The organism is Alteromonas algae, from assembly GCF_049117195.1.
Taxonomy (GTDB): domain Bacteria; phylum Pseudomonadota; class Gammaproteobacteria; order Enterobacterales; family Alteromonadaceae; genus Alteromonas.
The window spans coordinates 424,776-442,602 of sequence record NZ_CP185260.1 but is presented as its reverse complement, the minus strand read 5'-3'; the positions used below and the strand labels follow the sequence as shown (position 1 = coordinate 442,602).

The following is a 17,827-nucleotide window of genomic DNA, read 5'->3' as shown; positions in this document are numbered from 1 at the left end:
CGTACCGGATTATGCGTTTTTCACGCGCATAATCCGTCTCATTTCATTTTTTTTCGTTCAAATTTACACGTATGCGCTATTTGTTGGTAACAACACTTGCATAGCCTTGCATGAAACTGAGATAATCCCCGCCTCGAAATTTTAACGAGGTTTAAGGAGTAGTGCTTATTGGACATTGAATAGGCACGAGTCAATGGGTAGGCTGGTAAGACAACAGTTCATGCCCCTAACATGATTAAGTTGTGATATAAGCAAATATGGCTGAAAAACGTAATATCTTTTTGGTTGGCCCAATGGGTGCTGGTAAAAGCACGATTGGTAGACACCTAGCAGACGAACTTCACCTAGACTTCTATGATTCTGATCAGGAAATCGAGCGCCGTACTGGTGCTGATATTGCCTGGATCTTCGACCTTGAAGGCGAAGACGGATTCCGCAAGCGCGAAGAAGGCGTTATTAATGATTTAACAGACAAGCAAGGTATTGTGCTTGCAACAGGTGGTGGCTCTATTGTCACTAAGGCTGTTCGCAATCGTTTATCTGCCCGCGGCATTGTGGTTTATCTTCAAACGACCATCGATAAGCAAGTTGCGCGTACACAACGAGACAAGCGTCGCCCATTACTTCAAAACAGTGATCCAGAGCAAGTGCTTCGCGACCTTGCAGAGTCACGCAACCCGATGTATGAAGAAGTTGCAGACTATGTTGTAGATACTGACGATCAATCTGCTCGTGCAGTTGCGAATCAGATTATCGGTAAAATTGGTTTATAAAATATAAAATGTAAATGGAGGTGCTACGCCCATGTCAACCTTAACTGTGGAACTTGGCGATCGTAGCTATCCAATACAGATAGAGGCCGGCTTGCTTTCGCAATCTGGCCTTTTTAGATCTTATATTAAAGGCCCCCTTGCGGTCGTCGTTACTAATGAGACTGTAGCCCCTCTTTACCTAGAAAAGGCAATACAGGCCTGCGGTGACGTTCACGTAGAGACCATTATTCTTCCTGATGGTGAGCAGTATAAAAGCCTTGAACAATTCAATGTGGTAATGACACGCCTGCTTGAACTCAATGCAGCTCGTGATACTACACTTATTGCACTTGGCGGCGGTGTTATCGGAGATTTGTGTGGTTTCGTTGCAGCAACCTATCAACGGGGTGTGCCATTCATCCAAGTACCGACAACGCTGCTATCTCAAGTTGATTCATCAGTAGGCGGCAAAACCGCGGTTAATCATCCGCTGGGTAAAAACATGATAGGTGCGTTCTATCAACCTGTTTTTGTTGCCATTGATACCACCACCTTGTCTACCTTACCGGCAAGAGAGTTTGCGGCAGGAATGGCGGAAGTAGTGAAGTACGGTATTATTTATGATAGTGATTTTTTCGACTGGCTTGAACAGCATGCCGCGTCGTTAAAAGCGCTAGATGACACTACTATTTCTATTGCTATTCATCGCTGTTGCACCATCAAAGCAGACGTTGTTGCAAAAGATGAGCGAGAGGGAGGGCTAAGAGCCATCCTTAATCTTGGGCATACTTTCGGTCACGCGATTGAAGCGGAACAAGGTTATGGAAACTGGCTTCACGGCGAAGCTGTTGCGGCGGGTACTGTAATTGCATGTTTAGCAGCAGAACAACTTGAATGGATGACACCGTCAGAAACTCAGCGTGTGAAAGCATTGTTCACTGTATTTTCGCTTCCTGTTAAAGGCCCATCCTCGATGGGAAAAAGCGACTACATGAAACACATGAAGCGCGATAAAAAAGTTGAAGCTGGCCAAATTCGCTTTGTACTTCCTCAATCGATTGGCGCTGCTGTTGTTACAAAATCCGTTACGGACGATATCCTAACGACAATATTGTCCTAACCTATAGAAAAAGGCCGGGCGACTCCCACATCGTTCGTGACCATAGGTTTGCTAGCAGGTAGTGAACGCCATGAATAAAAGAAATACCCATGCATAGTGAATTGCATGAGCGGCTCGAATATCTTGTTAATTATTCTTCTCAACTGATTTTTGTCAGCGGCGACTCTATTGCAGAGCAACAGAAAACCCTCGACGCGTTTGTTTTTCAGCAGCACGATGATACTGAAATTGCCTACCTTACTGCACAAGAAGGTATGGATATTTCAGATTATCGTCGACAACTTTGTAGGCAATTACTTGGTCAAGTTGTAGGAAGTTATGTTCGACCTTTGCGTGAGCTTCTTAGTCCTTTAAACCATCACGAAGGCCCTATATTGCTTGCTATCACGCAAGCTCAGTTCATTTCAGACACCCTACTTCAAGAACTGTGGGATGTGGTACTGCAAAGCCGGCAGGCCGGAAACAAACAGCACCTAAATGTACTTCTTTTTGGTGATAGTCGGTGGGCCGAAAAAGCAAAGCAGTGGCTTCCTGCTAAAAATAATGACACGCCACTTCTGATTAGTAGTCAATCGGTGAATGCCGACGCGGCGCTTGCTACTCCTTCATCAACATTAGATAAAATGATTGCTGAACGACGCGAGGCGTTTCAAGCACATTTGGATAAACGCAAAGCATTAGCCGTTCTAGATAGGCCGACTAACCCTCTTAAGTCGAAAGCCATCATGTTGTCGTTGCTGGTAGTGTTTTCACTGACTTTTTTAGGCTTAGTAACGTGGCAGTATGGCGCTCGAATTTCTTCGTTATTCGAGCCCATTGAGAGCGAGGAGACGGTAGACGAAAAACCATCGGTAACGCCAGGCTCAGCCTATGCCAACGTCGCTGCGCTTGAGGACAGCATCGATGATGTTATCGATCCCCTCCCAATCGAAACGCAGCAGCCCAGTGGTAGCAGCAACCCAACGATAGAAATCGTCTCCAATCAACAAGGTACCGATAAACTCGTAACCGACTGGCAAGAGGCGATTGAGAATCAAGCCGACACCGACAGTAATGATACGGCCTTAGCCGGCACTATCGCTGAGAGTACTATCGCTGAGGATACTACCCTTAACGATACCGAAGAAGTAGTAACACCGACTAACACTCTGCAACAGCCTGAGCGTACTGCTATACAAGCGCCTGCGATTAACGATGATGCAGCATTACTGCTTGATGATAGCGCTTTGCCGCCGACTATCAGTGATACACAAGCTTCTTGGATAACCTCTGAGCAGTTTGTCATTCAGATGGTCGCCATGAAAGATAGAACCGTGGTTGACGAGTTTATCGAAGACTATCAACTATCCAATGTTACCCGTGTATATACCACTCAACGATATGGTGGGAATTGGTACGTTATCATTTTTCATCAACTCTTTTCATCCCAGGGCGAAGCGCGCGATGCTATGAAGACACTGCCAACATACCCTGGTAAAAATGATGCATTTATAAAATCTGGTGTACAGGTGATGAAGGAGTTATCAGAGCAATAACGCTCGACATTACCACCGTATTAACGCAGCTAACGGCGAGTGTAAGCTAGATTTTGTGTATGTTTCACGCGAAAACGACGCATATAACAATAAAATTTGAATGCTTTGCGTTTGCCGGTTGTCGCCCGATACGATGAAAGTTACAATCTACCTTTAGTGTGGCGCTTGCTTTTTCATTATCGTCATTACTTCATAATGCACCGGGTACGGCAATAATCGGAGCGTTCACCAACAGGCTCCGTTCAGGTAGTAACATTAACGCATGACGCAAAAAAAGAACCGCGCATTTTTAAAATGGGCGGGTGGCAAGTACAGCTTGGTTGAGCATATTCAAGCAAGATTACCCCAAGCGAACAAACTTATTGAACCGTTTGTCGGCGCGGGCTCAGTGTTTTTAAACACCCAGTACAAACGCTATTTGCTTAACGATATAAACCCTGATCTGATTAACCTCTACAATTTTTTGAAAGCGCAGCCCGATGCGCTTATTCATGATGCTAAAGACTTTTTTTGTGCGAAACGAAACGAAGAAAGTATGTACTATGCGTTAAGGGAAGAATTTAATGCCACGCAAGATGAATATTACCGGGCCATCTTATTTTTATATCTAAATAGGCACGGCTACAATGGCCTCTGTCGATACAGCTTATCCGGTAAGTTCAATGTACCTTTCGGGCGCTATAAAAAACCTTACTTCCCTGAGCATGAAATGTTTTTCTTCTCAGAGAAGTCACAAAAAGCAACGTTCACCTGCCTCCCTTTCGAGCAAGTATTTACACGGGCCAGACGGGGCAATGTTATTTATTGTGATCCTCCTTACGCACCGTTAAGCAAAACCGCTGCTTTTACGAGCTATGCGTCACATAGTTTTGGCCAAGATTCTCAGGTGGCGTTAGCCGAGCTTGCTATCGACACATCAAGCAAGCGAGGTATTCCCGTGCTAATCTCTAATCACGACCTGCCGCTAACAAGAAACTTGTATGTTGGCGCTGACATCTCAATGCTGTCGGTAAAACGCTCCATTAGTCAAAATGGCGCAAATAGAAAACCAGTCAGTGAAATTCTTGCATTGTTCGACGCAAGTGAAGCCAAACTGAGAATAAAGGGAACGAGTAAAAGACCGTCAACAAGGGGGCAGAGAAGAGTTAAACACGTAAAAGCAAAGTAGTTTTTAAGCGCCTGCGTACCATTTCACAAACGTCATTAAACCAATCACGAATAACACTACGAATATAACACCAAACACAGCAAAACTAATGAACGTACCTTTTGTAAAGTCACGCTCATAATTCTTCTGACTTTGGACACCAAACAAGCTCGCGAGCACACTTCCAACAACGGACCAAAAGCTGGTACCCGATTGCACTTGCATGACTACGAATCTTTTGTGGGTTGTGAGAAGTCACTGCTAGCGTCATCGCTATGCAGTAATTCCAGCAAATCTAGAAAATGAAATTGAAACGAAGGCGACTTGCCAGCAAGCCATGATAACCAACTTACTTCTTCAACGCCGTCTTTGTAGCGAGCACATTGATTTTGAATGTGACTAGCAGGTAACTTGGGGTTAAAGGTAGTTACTGGCTGAAACTCACACACAGACAACCCAGCGTCAGCACGAGACAACAGCGTAATACCGGAAAGAGCAACGGCGCTGATTACTGCACAAATAGGGAGTATTTTCATCCTGAAAACCTGTGTATTCGATTAAAATATAGCCTCATTATAACCCTATTATTAATTTGGACAAGGGGAAAAATAAAAAACCCAAAGTACTTACTTTGGGTTTTATAATTAGCACTAAAAAGGCTTATTAAGCAATAGCTTATAACTCGAAGTCGATTGAGTAACTTACCGCAAATTTAACTGAATCGTTATCGTATGCGTCAGCGCCTGTATCATCAAGGTCAGTACCAGTTACAGCAAAGCTAAAGCCGTCTTTTGATAATGAAATACCCCAATCTGCATAACCATCTGGTACGCCATTGAAGTCTTCTGCAAAATCACCCTGATGGTAACCTACATGAAGCCCAAGCTCTGCGCCGTTAAAAACTGGCATGCCGTAGTCAACTGACAAGTACGATGCTTTACCAAACCCGTAGTCGCGACCTTCGCCTTCATCTGCTTCTGTGTGTGCAAGCAATGAAAGTGTTGCGCTTAAACCGCCGTAGCCAAGTGAACCGTATACTTCGGCGAAGTCAAAGTTAGCTTCGTCGTCGTAGTTGTAGTACAAGTAACCGATATCGTAAGCAATATCACCAGATTCACCCGAGAAACCAAAATAAACATCGTGCTCGTATGAGTACACATCGTCTGCACCGTAGTTTACATTCGATACCCATGTACCTGCATAGAAACCGCCTTCGTGAGCGTAATCTATGCCACCTTGTACTGCAGCATCGTTGGTAGTTTGTGTTAAACCACGCCAGATATAGTTGCTTGTTACGCTTGCATTAGCAGTAAGCTCAGCATAAGAAGGCGCAGACGCCAGTAATGTAGCTGATGTCAGCGCGACGGCTAGTACCGTTTTCTTCATTGATGCGTTCATGTGTGTTCTCCAGTAGTGTTTTAATTTGTATTTAGATTTTTCTGTCTAATTATTCTTATGTTTAAACACTACTACGCAAAACCGATGCCCATTTATCCAGCTTTCACCAAAAGCGAACAAAAGCAACTAAGCCATTGATAAATAAGCATTTTCCCAAAAACAACGAAACTATACCATAACTAAGAATGCACATGTCGTGCATAAAAATGCACCATGATAACGCGCACTCCCCAAAATAGCGCACGCTGACGCAGTGGTTTGCGCCACCTTGGCCATTACCCACTATGTGGGTAAAAACGAAAAAGCTAGGCACAATCGTAGGCTTTCGCTTTTTTCATGCCCAAGATTTCGCTACACTCCGGATTCATTTTTAGCATTAGCTAATAAGCACGTTATTAAGGGACACATCATGAAACCGTTTTTAATTGCGCCATCCATTCTGTCAGCCGATTTTGCAAGACTAGGCAAAGACGTAGAAAAAGTGCTGGATGCGGGCGCTGATGTTGTTCATTTTGACGTGATGGACAATCACTATGTTCCAAACTTGACGTTTGGACCGATGATTTGTGAAGCATTAAGAAAGTACGGAATTACCGCCCCTATCGACGTTCATTTAATGGTAAAACCGGTTGATGATCTTATTAGCAAGTTTGCGCAAGCAGGCGCGTCCTATATTAGTTTTCATCCTGAAGCGTCAGAGCATGTCGACCGTTCATTACAGCTTATCATTGACGAAGGGTGTAAACCCGGTTTAGTGCTTAATCCGGCGACTTCATTACATTGCTTAGATCACGTCATGGATAAACTGCACCACATTCTTCTTATGTCAGTGAACCCGGGCTTTGGTGGACAGAAATTTATCCCTACTACGTTAGACAAGGTACGCCAGGTGAAACAGCGAGTCATCGCAAGTGGACGAGATATCAGAATAGAAATTGACGGTGGCGTTAAAGTCGATAATATTCGCGAGATTGCGGAAGCAGGCGCAGATATGTTTGTTGCAGGTTCGGCCATATTTTCTAACGATGACTATCGCGCCGTGATTGATGATATGCGCGCACAATTGTCTCATCTTTAACACACAATACTATTTAATCACTACAGGTAAGCATTATGAGTAACAAACCCATTGTATTAAGCGGCTGTCAGCCTTCAGGGCAATTGACCCTAGGTAATTATATGGGCGCACTGAAACAGTGGGTCTCAATGCAAGATGACCATGACTGTCTTTACATGCTCGTTGATTTGCATGCGATTACCCTTAGACAAGACCCAAAGCAGCTCTTTGAAGCATGCCTAGATGGTCTTGCTCTTTATTTAGCATGTGGCATCGACCCACAAAAGAGCACGCTTTTTGTTCAGTCTCATGTACCTGAGCACGCCCAGCTTTCATGGGTACTAAACTGTTACACCCAAATGGGTGAGCTTAATCGTATGACACAGTTTAAAGATAAGTCTGCGAAAAACGAAAGCAATATTAATGTCGGCCTTTACAGTTACCCTGTATTGCAAGCTGCTGATATCTTAATATATCAAGCTGATAAAGTTCCTGTTGGTGAAGATCAAAAGCAGCATTTAGAACTTACACGTGACATCGCTACGCGTATGAATAACCTTTACGGTGATGTATTTCGCTTACCCGATCCTTATATTCCAGAATTTGGCGCGCGCATCATGAGCCTTCAGGAACCCGAAAGGAAGATGTCTAAATCTGATACCAACCCGAACAATTTTATTGGCTTGCTTGAAGACACGAAAAAGCTGACGAAAAAAATTAAACGTGCGGTGACAGACTCTGACGAACAGGCCAATATATATTTCAACCCTCAGGAAAAACCTGGCGTATCGAACTTACTTACCCTGCTTTCGTTATCTACTGGCAAGTCGGTTGACGCGTTAGTGCCAGAATACGAAGATAAAATGTATGGCCACTTAAAAGGTGACGTTGCCGAGGCAGTTGTCGCTTTACTATCGCCTATTCAGCAGCGCTACACTGAGATTCGACAAGACAGAGCCTACCTTGACGAAGTAATGAAAAACGGCGCAGACAAAGCCTCTGAACGAGCCGCCGTGACATTACAGAAAGTCTATGACGCGGTTGGTTTTATTAAAAAGCCGTAGTCTTTTTCTGACACAAACACCTAGGCCGTATCCGTGCTGCTTCTTATTGATAACTTTGATTCGTTTACACACAACCTAGCTCGGTACTTCACCGAACTAGGTTGTAACGTAAAGGTAGTCAGAAACAATGCCATCACGCTTGAAGAAATTGAAGCGCTGGCACCTGAGCATTTGGTGATATCTCCTGGGCCGTGTACACCTAATGAGGCAGGGATAAGCCTTCGTGCTATTGAACACTTTAAGGGCACACTTCCCATTTTGGGAGTATGTCTAGGCCACCAAGCCATTGGACAGGTGTTTGGCGCAAAGGTCGTTGGCGCTAAAGAAATAAAGCATGGCAAGGTTTCATCATTATTTCATGAGCACACCGGACTATTTGCGCACCTACCTTCACCTTTCGACGTTACTCGTTATCACTCTCTCGTACTTGCGCCCGAAAGTATTCCTTCCTGTATGAAAATCGATGCGTGGTGTGAAACAGATGATAACCAACGAGAAATAATGGCATTTTCTCATATCTCTCTACCTATTTGGGGAGTGCAATTTCATCCCGAGTCTTTACTTACCCAATACGGTCACGAGGTGTTAAACGCCTTTTTGAAAAGTACATCCACATAAAACATGCTAACGGCAGGAAAGCGTTAACTTTTATCTGAAGCTGCCGATAACAATCCATACCGTAATACCACCGATAATGTACTTATCGCAGGCGTGGGTTTAGGAGTTCGTAAGCAATGATAAGTGGTGAAAGCAGCGTGTTATCCTTCAATAATCGGTTTGAAACGTTAGTGGTGTCTCCCGATAATCTATTTCAAATGATCAGAAAGCAAAAGCCTGGACAGGTAAGCTTTGAGCAATCGGAGCAAAGTTATGCCCGTCGGGAGTTATTGCACGTTGAAAAAGTAGCGATTGCCAGCAAGCGAGTGAAGTTTGCTAATGATGCCGCCTACAAAGAAAAGGTGAAGGGCTTTCTTCATAAACTTATCGCTGAAGAAATGGCAGAACACGTCACCTTCACTGACGATATTTTTTCCAAAACACTCAATCTTAACGATGCGCTATCGCCGTTACTTGATGCGCTTTCAGTGCGAGCGGCGTCCATATCAAAAATAGAACCTCATGTCTGTGACGTGCCTTGGCTACATGATGACTTGCTCCAAACCGTTAATACGCCGACATTTCGTCGCAAGGACGCAAGAGGAAAGGTTATTGTGGTTGAATCATTACGAACCGCATTGAGCTTTTTGGGCATTGAAAATTTACGCCTACTGATTCCTTCCCTAATACTCAAACGCGCCATGCCTCAGGTAACCGACCCCTACCCTTTATTTAAACAAAAAATGTCACAGTACGGGATTGGGACGGGCGTTACCTCGATGCACCTGAGCACATTCAACACTATTAATAGCACGCAAAGTTACACATTAGGCATGTTAAGTTATCTAGGTCGGTGTGCGATCGTCAGGTTGTATTTTCGCTTATTTAACAAAGTGCAGCGTCATTTGCTGGAAGAATGTGTTCGTAACCAAGAGCAGCGAAGACACGATGCACTTGTTTCTATAACCCCATCAATTGAACATATTATTTCATTACAAGATATTTACGCCGACACATTATCCGCCGACCTCATCGAGCACATGCTATTTAAACGTTTGTTCATTGCTGGAGCAATGCGAGACGTTGCCTCAGGTAATCCCGCTCAAGACGGCTCGCTGGCGAAGACATTGATACAAGCAAGGTTGTATACGAAGGTACGCATGATGCATCAGGTTCGTGCTACTGAAGTAGACGAAATAAAACCGATGATAAAAAGACAATGCTTCCCGGTAGGCGCATTAGAAAAGCTCAAACTCATAGATGTGTTTACGCTGCCTTTGACTCGCACTGACAACAACACATAAATACGGTAGCTTGCTTCGAACTGCTTACCTATTGTGGCAAATAGCAGCAGGGTGAGCAATTTTTAACCAACACTCATTACTTTATAAGAATTTTTTTATTGGATATTCATGCAGGGAAATAACCCTGTGAGTAACAGGCCAATATTGCGCACTTTCTCATCAAGACTATTTCACAGCACGTTTACATCTGCCGCTTTCGATAGGCTCTGCCCCGCTATTTTAGTCTATTCCTAATGAATATTGTTTAGTAGTAAATAGTTATTCACTTTTAGTGCAAGTTAAGCCAAAGTCCTTGTATATAAAGGGCTAGAGCCGACTACAAACGAGACAATTGTTGATAGAAATGGCATACTATGCGCAATATTAGTTTATTTTTTGCACCCTGGAACCTCCCACTGTGAGGAAGGGTGCCCAATGCAGAGGTGACAAAAATGAAAGTAACTCGCGCTACATTTGATGATGTTATGGTGCCAAACTACAACCCAGCAGGTATGGTTCCTGTTCGTGGTGAAGGTTCGCGCGTATGGGATCAAGATGGCGTCGAGTACATCGACTTTGCAGGCGGTATTGCAGTAAATGTACTTGGACATTGTCACCCAGAGCTTGTTAGTGCGCTTAAAGAACAAGGCGATAAATTGTGGCATCTAAGTAATGTGTTCACCAATGAGCCATCATTGCGTTTAGCAAAGAAACTGACCGATGCTACGTTTGCTGACAAGGTTTACTTTGCCAATTCGGGTGCGGAAGCTAACGAAGCTGCACTTAAGCTTGCTCGCCGCTGGGCACTTGATAAGTTTGGTGAAGCTAAGAACAATATTATTGCGTTTAACAAAGGCTTTCACGGCCGTACCTTCTTTACGGTAACGGTAGGTGGCCAAGCGGCTTACTCTGACGGCTTTGGTCCTAAACCTGGTGCGATTACTCACTGCGATTACAATGATCTTGCTGCGTTTGAAGCGCTGATCTCAGACGACACCTGCGCCGTTATGATGGAGCCATTACAGGGCGAAGGCGGAATTATTCCACCCGATGTAGATTTTGTTAAAGGTGTTCGTGCGCTTTGTGACAAGCATAATGCCCTTCTAATTTTTGATGAAGTGCAATCAGGGGTTGGCCGTACTGGTCACCTGTATGCTTACATGGGTCTTGGTGTAACACCGGATATTCTTACTACCGCAAAATCATTAGGCGGCGGCTTTCCAATTGGCGCAATGCTTACCACTGCAGACATTGCTGAGCACTTAAAGCCAGGCACCCACGGCAGCACATACGGTGGTAATCCATTGGCCTGTGCAGTTGCTGAGCGCGCACTAGATGTTGTGAATCAGCCTGAAGTGTTAGACGGTGTTCTTAAGAAAGAAGCGTTGTTCAGAGAAATACTTGGTGAAATTAACGCAAAATATAATGTCTTTAGCGAAGTTCGCGGTCAAGGCATGTTATTGGGCTGTGCGCTCAATGAAAAATACGCCGGGCGTGCAAAAGAATTTATGACTGCGGCAACGCATGAAAACCTTATGTGTCTTATTGCAGGTATGAACGTTATTCGTTTTGCACCATCGCTTGTGATTCCTGATGAAGACATTAAAGAGGGTTTGGCACGCTTTGAGCGAGCAATAGCAGCTGTTGTAAACGCTGAATAATTTCTTAACTGTCGAGAAAGCGGACATGAATATAATTCGCCCAATCAAACAGGCTGACTATCAAGCGTTACACGACATTGCTGTTGAATCAGGGATCGGCTTCACGTCGCTCCCTGTTAATGACGAGCTATTGCAACGCAAGATTACTCGTGCCGAAACTGCCTTTAATCAAAAAAACGTTACCGCCCCTGGCGATGAGTCTTACCTGTTTGTAATGGAAGACACTACCACCGGAGAAGTAGTGGGAACGACGGGTATTGAGGCAGCCGTAGGGATCGATGATGCTTTTTATCATTACCACTTAAGCAAAGTGGTACATGCATCGCGCGAGCTCAATATTCATAACACGGTTGAAATACTCACCTTTTGTAATGACTACACGGGTGTGACAGAAATATGCACCCTGTTTTTGCGTGAGCAAGCTCGAGGCGGTCTAAATGGGCGTTTCCTTTCTAAAGTTCGCTTCTTATTTATGATGGAGCACCGTGAGCGTTTCTCGGAAACTGTGATTGCTGAGATGCGTGGTGTAAGCGATGAAGAAGGCCGTTCGCCATTTTGGGAATGGCTTGAAGACCACTTTTTCTCGATGGACTTTCCAACTGCCGATTACTTAACCGGTATTGGCAATAAGGTATTTATTGCTGAGCTAATGCCTAAATATCCTATTTACGTGAATTTGCTAAGCAAAGACGCGCAAGATGTAATTGGAAAGGTTCACGACAAAACGCGCCCAGCACTACAACTTCTTGAAGAAGAAGGGTTTGGGTGTAGAGGGTACGTTGACATCTTTGATGCAGGCCCAACGGTGGAAGCAAATTTAAGCCACATAAGAACTGCACAATCTAGCCAGAAGCTTCCGGTTGTCATTGATGACACCGCGGCGGCGCAAGGGCAGACACATTATATTATAAATACCTCTATTTCTGATTTCCGCGCTGTGGCAACCGAAATCGCAGTAAGTGAAGAGAAGCAAGTCGTTGTGCTATCTCGTCAAACCGCTGCGGCACTCAACGTGAAAGAGGGAGAATCGGTACGATTCGCTCCCGTTAAATTCAGAGATTAATTAAAGGATACCCTACATGCTACATACACATTATATCAATGGTGAATGGGTTGCTGGTGAAGGTCACCCGCTTACTTCAATAGATCCAGCTAAAAACGTAAGTATCTGGGAAGGTAAATCTGCAACTGCTGCGCAGATTGATAATGCCATTTCGGCTGCACGCGAAGCGTTACCGTCATGGAGCATGAAGCGCGTAGAAGAACGCTTATCGATTATTAAAGCATACGGTGAAAAGCTGAGTGATAACAAAGCGCACCTTGCCAAAATCATTGCCAGAGAAACCGGAAAACCTGAATGGGAAACGGCGACAGAAGTAGGCGCAATGATTGGCAAAATTGGCATTTCTGAAAAAGCGTATTTCGAGCGTACAGGAAATGTTGAAAATCCAATGCCCGTTGGTAAAGCCTTTATTCGTCATAAGCCGCACGGCGTAGTTGCGGTGTTTGGCCCATACAATTTCCCAGGCCACCTGCCTAATGGCCATATCGTTCCTGCACTGATTGCTGGCAACACCCTTGTTTTCAAACCTAGCGATTTAACCCCTATGGTTGCACAAGAAATGGTGAAGCTATGGGATGAAGCCGGTCTTCCAAAAGGCGTGTTAAATCTTGTTCAAGGTGAAGTAGAAACCGGTAAAGCACTTGCCTCGCATAATGATATTGATGGCTTATTCTTTACGGGTAGTTCACGAACAGGAAAAGTGTTGCATGAGCAATTCTCTGGGCATCCAGGAAAGATTCTCGCGCTAGAAATGGGCGGAAATAACCCGCTTATCGTTAAAGATGTGGAAAATGTTGACGCCGCCGTGCACGACATTGTCCAGTCAGCGTTTGTTACTTCAGGCCAGCGTTGTACTTGTGCTCGCCGTTTATTTTTACCGGCAAACGCACAAGGCGATGCACTATTAGCACGGCTAATAGAAGTGACAAAAAACATCCTTATTGACGACTACGATGCCGACGAGCAACCTTTCATGGGCGCTATGATCTCTGCTAACGCAGCAGCGGCGATGGTAAGTGCACAACAACAGCTTGAATCACTTGGAGCAACGGTATTACTACCGCTTACTCAGCCGGATGAAGCAAAAGGGTTTGCAACGCCTGGAGTCATCGACGTTACCGACATGCTAAGCGCGCTACCAGACGAAGAGCACTTCGGTCCGCTTCTGAAAGTTATTCGCTATACAGATTTTGACGCTGCAATAAAAGAAGCGAACAACACAAGCTTTGGGCTATCTGCAGGTTTCCTTGGTGATAGTGAAGAAGACTATAACTATTTCTTCGCTCGTATACGTGCAGGAATTGTTAACTGGAACCGCCCCATTACGGGTGCAAGCAGTGCTGCGCCATTTGGCGGCATTGGTGACAGTGGAAACCACAGAGCAAGCGCGTTTTATGCTGCAGATTATTGCGCCTATCCCGTTGCCTCTGTTGAGCTAGATAAAGTCACATTACCTGGCGCGTTAAGCCCTGGTTTATCGCTGTAGACGACAACAAGGATTTACTTTCATGCATAGCAATATTGATACGTTATTTTCTAATATGTGGGACAATTATGTTTCTATTACCCCATCAGCACATAAAATTCATATGCTGCTTGCCGGTGAAGAAAATAATAACGATATCGTCAATGACCACGTTGCCTTTAGAACGTTTGCCTTAGACAAAACGTCGTTAGATAAGCTTGCTGCACATTTTCTCGCATTAGGTTACGAAGAAAAAGGCGACTATGATTTTGAGGCAAAAAAGCTTACTGCGAAGCACTTCGAGCACGCTGACGATACCAAACCTAAGGTATTTATCAGCGAACTTCGCGTTCACGAATTGTCTGACGATGCACAGGCTATTATTCACGACCTCGTTGCGCAAATGAACGATAACGTTGTTAGTGCGGATAATTTCTTGTATTCAGGCCGTCACTGGGACGTCACCAAAGCGCAATATGATACATTGCTAAATGAATCTGAATATGCGGCATGGCTTGCAGCATGGGGATTTAGAGCAAACCACTTTACGGTAAGTGTAAATCACTTAGCACGCACTGATGAACTTACTGACGTGAACACGTTGTTGAAAGAAGCTGGCTTTGTACTTAATACTTCTGGAGGCGAGATTAAAGGTGGTCCAGACGTATTTTTAGCACAATCATCTACGATGGCCGATCGTGCCGATGTAGATTTTGGTTCAGAAACAATTGCTATTCCAAGTTGTTTTTACGAATTTGCACAGCGTTATAACATGCCTAATGGTAAGCGTTACCAAGGGTTTGTTGCAGCATCAGCTGATAAGATTTTTGAAAGCACAAACATAAAGTAGTGTAATGACGGGGCGGATGTAGTGCGTAATCTCGCAAGATACGGTACGTGCACTTCGCCCCAATAAACCTATAGTGTCGTTATCGTGCTGCGCGCGTAATATGGCGAGCGATAAATTGCTCATAGGGCATAGGCTTGTCGAAATAAAACCCCTGCATTAGCGTGATGTCAGCTTGGTGCATAAAAGGCAAGTAAGACTCTATTTCAACCCCTTCTACCACTACCTCAATATTCAAGCTTTTTAACATTGTCACTACACCATTAAACAGTGCATTCGCTTTACTGCTTAGATGTATATCTCGAATCAAGCTTCTATCCACTTTGACAACATCAAAATGAAAACTTCGCAAATAGCTCAATGATGAAAACCCAGTACCAAAGTCGTCCAGCGACAGCCTAAAACCTTCCTGCCGAAGGTTATTTAGTGCAGAGAGTGCCGCGTCTTCATCTCTAATGAGAATGGACTCGGTTAATTCAATTTCTATCATGCTCGGGCTGACATGATTTTCTGCGCATATCGCCGACGCTATGGCTGGAAAACCCGTATCTAGTATTTGATTACCGCTCACGTTAATCGAAAGCGGGATCGCGTACCCCTGTTGAGACTCCATTATCGATATATAGTCGCAGGCGGCTTCAAGCGCTTGAAGCCCTATTTGTCCATCAAAATTATACTCTTCCGCAATGGGAATAAACGTGCCAGGGCTCACCACGCCGTGCAGGCCGGATATCCACCTGCAGAGCACTTCCCCTCCTTTAAGCTGACCGGTGTTGTCATATTTCCCCTGAATGTAAAAGTCGAGTAGATGGTTTTCTACCGCCCGTTGTAAACTGTTAACCAGCGTAACTTGCTTAGCCATACTTTCGTACAGCCCATCCTCATAAACGAAAACACACCCTTTACCCTGTGTTTTTGCCTGATACATAGCTGCGTCAGCGCTTTGAATTACCCCTTCAATGCTGTTGCTGTGCGCTGGGTACTGCGCAATACCTATGCTTGCAGATAGCTTAAGCTCGATACGTGAGGCGCTAATGGTATCTTCTTCAATTAACTCGATAAGATGGGTCGCTTTTTCGACCGCTTCTTGCATGTCGATATTCGGGAGGACAGCAATAAACTCATCGCCTCCCCATCGTCCAACCTCACCAACGCTACCAAACGTACTTTTCAATAACTTAGCAACGCGTTGCAGCTCAATATCACCGCTTTCATGCCCTGCGTTGTCGTTGATTGCTTTAAAACCGTCTAAATCAACAAACACTAACAGAAAGGGTTCTTCAGCCTCAGCGTAGGCCGCGAGGCTCTCTCGCAATGCATTTCGATTTGAGAGGCCTGTTAAATCATCATATAAGGCCAGTTGACGTAATTTCGCTTCATTCGCTTTTCGGTCGCTAATATCACGCATAGTAGCAATGAGATAAGAGGTAGATTGAAGGTAGGTCTCGAATAACGCGACCGATATATCAACGGCTTTTTCATCACCGCTTAACATCCTTACCTTTGACTCAAACCGCTGCTGCTTTGCACTTTCTAGATGAGCGACGTCTACTTTTTCTGCCGTTAACAAGGCGTTAAAGTCTATACCTAAACATTTATCTTTCATCGCCGCACCAATCATGTTGATGAAGGCTTCATTACATTCAGTGATAAGTAAGTTAGGTGAGAGAACAAGCATAGGCTCGCGAGAACTCGCAAAAGCAGATGCCATTAAATGAAATGACTGCTCGGCCTTACGCTGTTGTGTAATATCTTTAGTGGTTCCTACAATTTGCAGCGCTTCACCAGACTTTCCACGTTCAAGTACGCGGCCTCGTAAACGTACCCACTGAAATTCATTTTGAATGTTTAAGCGAAATGAAAACTCTATTCGATCTCGTTTACCATGCAATGCCATTGCCCAATGAAACTGAAGGTTTTCAATATCTTCCTGATGGACCCGCTCCAGCAGCGCTATTAGTGTGCCAGACCAGGTGGAAACACTTTCAGAATGCAGAGAATAAGAGCGAATATCCATGATATCCGTATCAGCACGCCAGCTCCAAAAAGACTCTTGTGACGCCCAGAGCGCTAGCTCTAGATTTTTTCGTAACTGCTGAGTTTCAGTTAGTTTTAAATATAATGCTTCGGATTTTTCAGTAAGCAGCTTTTCGGCGTGATGACGAGCTTCTTTCTCTCGATTCACTCGACGTTCAAGTTGCTCAAGCTGTTCTAAAACATGTTCGTTAGACACACAAATCCTTTATGTTACGGAAAGACTAAACTCGTAAGTATGAGGCGCACTTAAGGTTCTTAGCTCTCGCTCAACGGTCACGCCATAGTACTCGGCAGCTGCATCCATGAGGCCTTCTGCAAGCGCGTATAAATCTCGTTCAGAGTAGTATTGCAATACCATCGCATTATCGGTGCGCGACATAACCTTAAACCGTGGAAGGTCAGCGTCAGGGTAAAGCTTTCTTACCTGAACATGAATATCGCCGTCGAGGTGCTCTAACATTTGAAGCAGGCTGTCAGTATTCGCTAACACGCTGCCATGCGCTGCCGATAACTTGCCGAACAGATAGAACCCAAAATCGTGTAAAAGCTCATTGGCTGACTTACCCGTTTTCTTTACCAGTATGCCGACCATTTTTTGCATTTCTTCAAACGGGTAATACCCTACTGCGGTGTAAGCACCATCGTTTTGAAGTTCAGCTTCAACAATTACCTCATCAGCAAAATCTGGCGACACCTTTTCCTCAAGCATATCGATGAGCGATGTAAAAACGATACCAAGCATATAAGCCCCTAGAAGTAATTATTTAAAGTGTAGACCATTGGAGTATAAGAACAACTCAT

The 17,827-nt window shown here is 44.5% G+C and carries 17 protein-coding genes; 12 read left to right on the top strand and 5 right to left on the bottom strand.

The features are described from left to right. Positions 1-257: 257 nt before the first annotated feature. The 4 genes from aroK to ACOJRU_RS01900 all read left to right on the top strand — a co-directional run bounded on the left by aroK (position 258) and on the right by ACOJRU_RS01900 (position 4,575). Positions 258-773 (top strand): shikimate kinase AroK, encoded by a 516-nt coding sequence (aroK, locus tag ACOJRU_RS01915; protein ID WP_421133383.1) that lies wholly within the window; start codon positions 258-260, stop codon positions 771-773. Positions 774-804: 31 nt separating this feature from the next. Next, on the top strand, positions 805-1,872 hold the full coding sequence (gene aroB, locus ACOJRU_RS01910; protein ID WP_421133382.1) for a 3-dehydroquinate synthase: 1,068 nt from the start codon (positions 805-807) through the stop codon (positions 1,870-1,872). A gap of 89 nt (positions 1,873-1,961) precedes the next feature. After that, positions 1,962-3,407, top strand: a complete 1,446-nt coding sequence (locus ACOJRU_RS01905; protein WP_421133381.1) for an SPOR domain-containing protein — start codon at positions 1,962-1,964, stop codon at positions 3,405-3,407. 262 nt (positions 3,408-3,669) lie between these two features. Further along, on the top strand, positions 3,670-4,575 hold the full coding sequence (locus tag ACOJRU_RS01900) for a Dam family site-specific DNA-(adenine-N6)-methyltransferase (protein ID WP_421133380.1): 906 nt from the start codon (positions 3,670-3,672) through the stop codon (positions 4,573-4,575). A 3-nt stretch (positions 4,576-4,578) separates the two neighbouring features. On the opposite strand, the gene ACOJRU_RS01895 is transcribed toward ACOJRU_RS01900, so the two are convergent. From ACOJRU_RS01895 to ACOJRU_RS01885, 3 genes are all read right to left on the bottom strand, one after another. Beyond that, a complete protein-coding gene (locus ACOJRU_RS01895) occupies positions 4,579-4,779 on the bottom strand; it encodes a DUF2970 domain-containing protein (protein WP_421133379.1) in 201 nt (66 codons plus the stop codon). Between the two features lie 2 nt (positions 4,780-4,781). Next, positions 4,782-5,090 (bottom strand): hypothetical protein, encoded by a 309-nt coding sequence (locus ACOJRU_RS01890; protein WP_421133378.1) that lies wholly within the window; start codon positions 5,088-5,090, stop codon positions 4,782-4,784. 139 nt (positions 5,091-5,229) lie between these two features. Next, complete coding sequence (locus tag ACOJRU_RS01885) at positions 5,230-5,952, bottom strand: TorF family putative porin (protein WP_421133377.1); 723 nt, start codon at positions 5,950-5,952, stop codon at positions 5,230-5,232. Positions 5,953-6,361: 409 nt separating this feature from the next. Between ACOJRU_RS01885 and rpe the strand changes: the two genes are divergently transcribed. The 8 genes from rpe to ACOJRU_RS01845 all read left to right on the top strand — a co-directional run bounded on the left by rpe (position 6,362) and on the right by ACOJRU_RS01845 (position 14,992). After that, entirely contained in the window at positions 6,362-7,030 is a 669-nt protein-coding gene (rpe, locus tag ACOJRU_RS01880) for a ribulose-phosphate 3-epimerase (protein ID WP_421133376.1), read from the top strand. A 35-nt stretch (positions 7,031-7,065) separates the two neighbouring features. Beyond that, positions 7,066-8,073: a tryptophan--tRNA ligase gene (gene trpS, locus ACOJRU_RS01875; RefSeq protein ID WP_421133375.1), complete on the top strand. Its 1,008-nt coding sequence runs from the start codon at positions 7,066-7,068 to the stop codon at positions 8,071-8,073. A 33-nt stretch (positions 8,074-8,106) separates the two neighbouring features. Beyond that, complete coding sequence (locus ACOJRU_RS01870) at positions 8,107-8,691, top strand: anthranilate synthase component II (protein ID WP_421133374.1); 585 nt, start codon at positions 8,107-8,109, stop codon at positions 8,689-8,691. Positions 8,692-8,807: 116 nt separating this feature from the next. Then, complete coding sequence (locus ACOJRU_RS01865) at positions 8,808-9,974, top strand: HDOD domain-containing protein (protein WP_421133373.1); 1,167 nt, start codon at positions 8,808-8,810, stop codon at positions 9,972-9,974. A 431-nt stretch (positions 9,975-10,405) separates the two neighbouring features. Continuing rightward, positions 10,406-11,614 (top strand): aspartate aminotransferase family protein, encoded by a 1,209-nt coding sequence (locus ACOJRU_RS01860; protein WP_421133372.1) that lies wholly within the window; start codon positions 10,406-10,408, stop codon positions 11,612-11,614. A 25-nt stretch (positions 11,615-11,639) separates the two neighbouring features. Then, positions 11,640-12,677, top strand: coding sequence for an arginine N-succinyltransferase (gene astA, locus ACOJRU_RS01855; RefSeq protein ID WP_421133371.1), 1,038 nt, complete (start codon positions 11,640-11,642; stop codon positions 12,675-12,677). A gap of 16 nt (positions 12,678-12,693) precedes the next feature. Next, entirely contained in the window at positions 12,694-14,163 is a 1,470-nt protein-coding gene (gene astD, locus ACOJRU_RS01850) for a succinylglutamate-semialdehyde dehydrogenase (RefSeq protein ID WP_421133370.1), read from the top strand. Between the two features lie 22 nt (positions 14,164-14,185). Continuing rightward, the gene (locus ACOJRU_RS01845; protein ID WP_421133369.1) at positions 14,186-14,992 is read left to right on the top strand and encodes a DUF1338 domain-containing protein; all 807 of its coding nucleotides are present in this window, start codon (positions 14,186-14,188) and stop codon (positions 14,990-14,992) included. 79 nt (positions 14,993-15,071) lie between these two features. Here ACOJRU_RS01845 and ACOJRU_RS01840 read toward each other — a convergent pair whose 3' ends face one another. Continuing rightward, positions 15,072-17,222 carry a putative bifunctional diguanylate cyclase/phosphodiesterase gene (locus ACOJRU_RS01840; RefSeq protein WP_421133368.1) on the bottom strand — a complete coding sequence of 717 codons (2,151 nt, stop codon included), beginning with the start codon at positions 17,220-17,222 and terminating at the stop codon, positions 15,072-15,074. Between the two features lie 9 nt (positions 17,223-17,231). Beyond that, positions 17,232-17,768: a heme NO-binding domain-containing protein gene (locus tag ACOJRU_RS01835; RefSeq protein ID WP_421133367.1), complete on the bottom strand. Its 537-nt coding sequence runs from the start codon at positions 17,766-17,768 to the stop codon at positions 17,232-17,234. Positions 17,769-17,827: the final 59 nt, after the last annotated feature.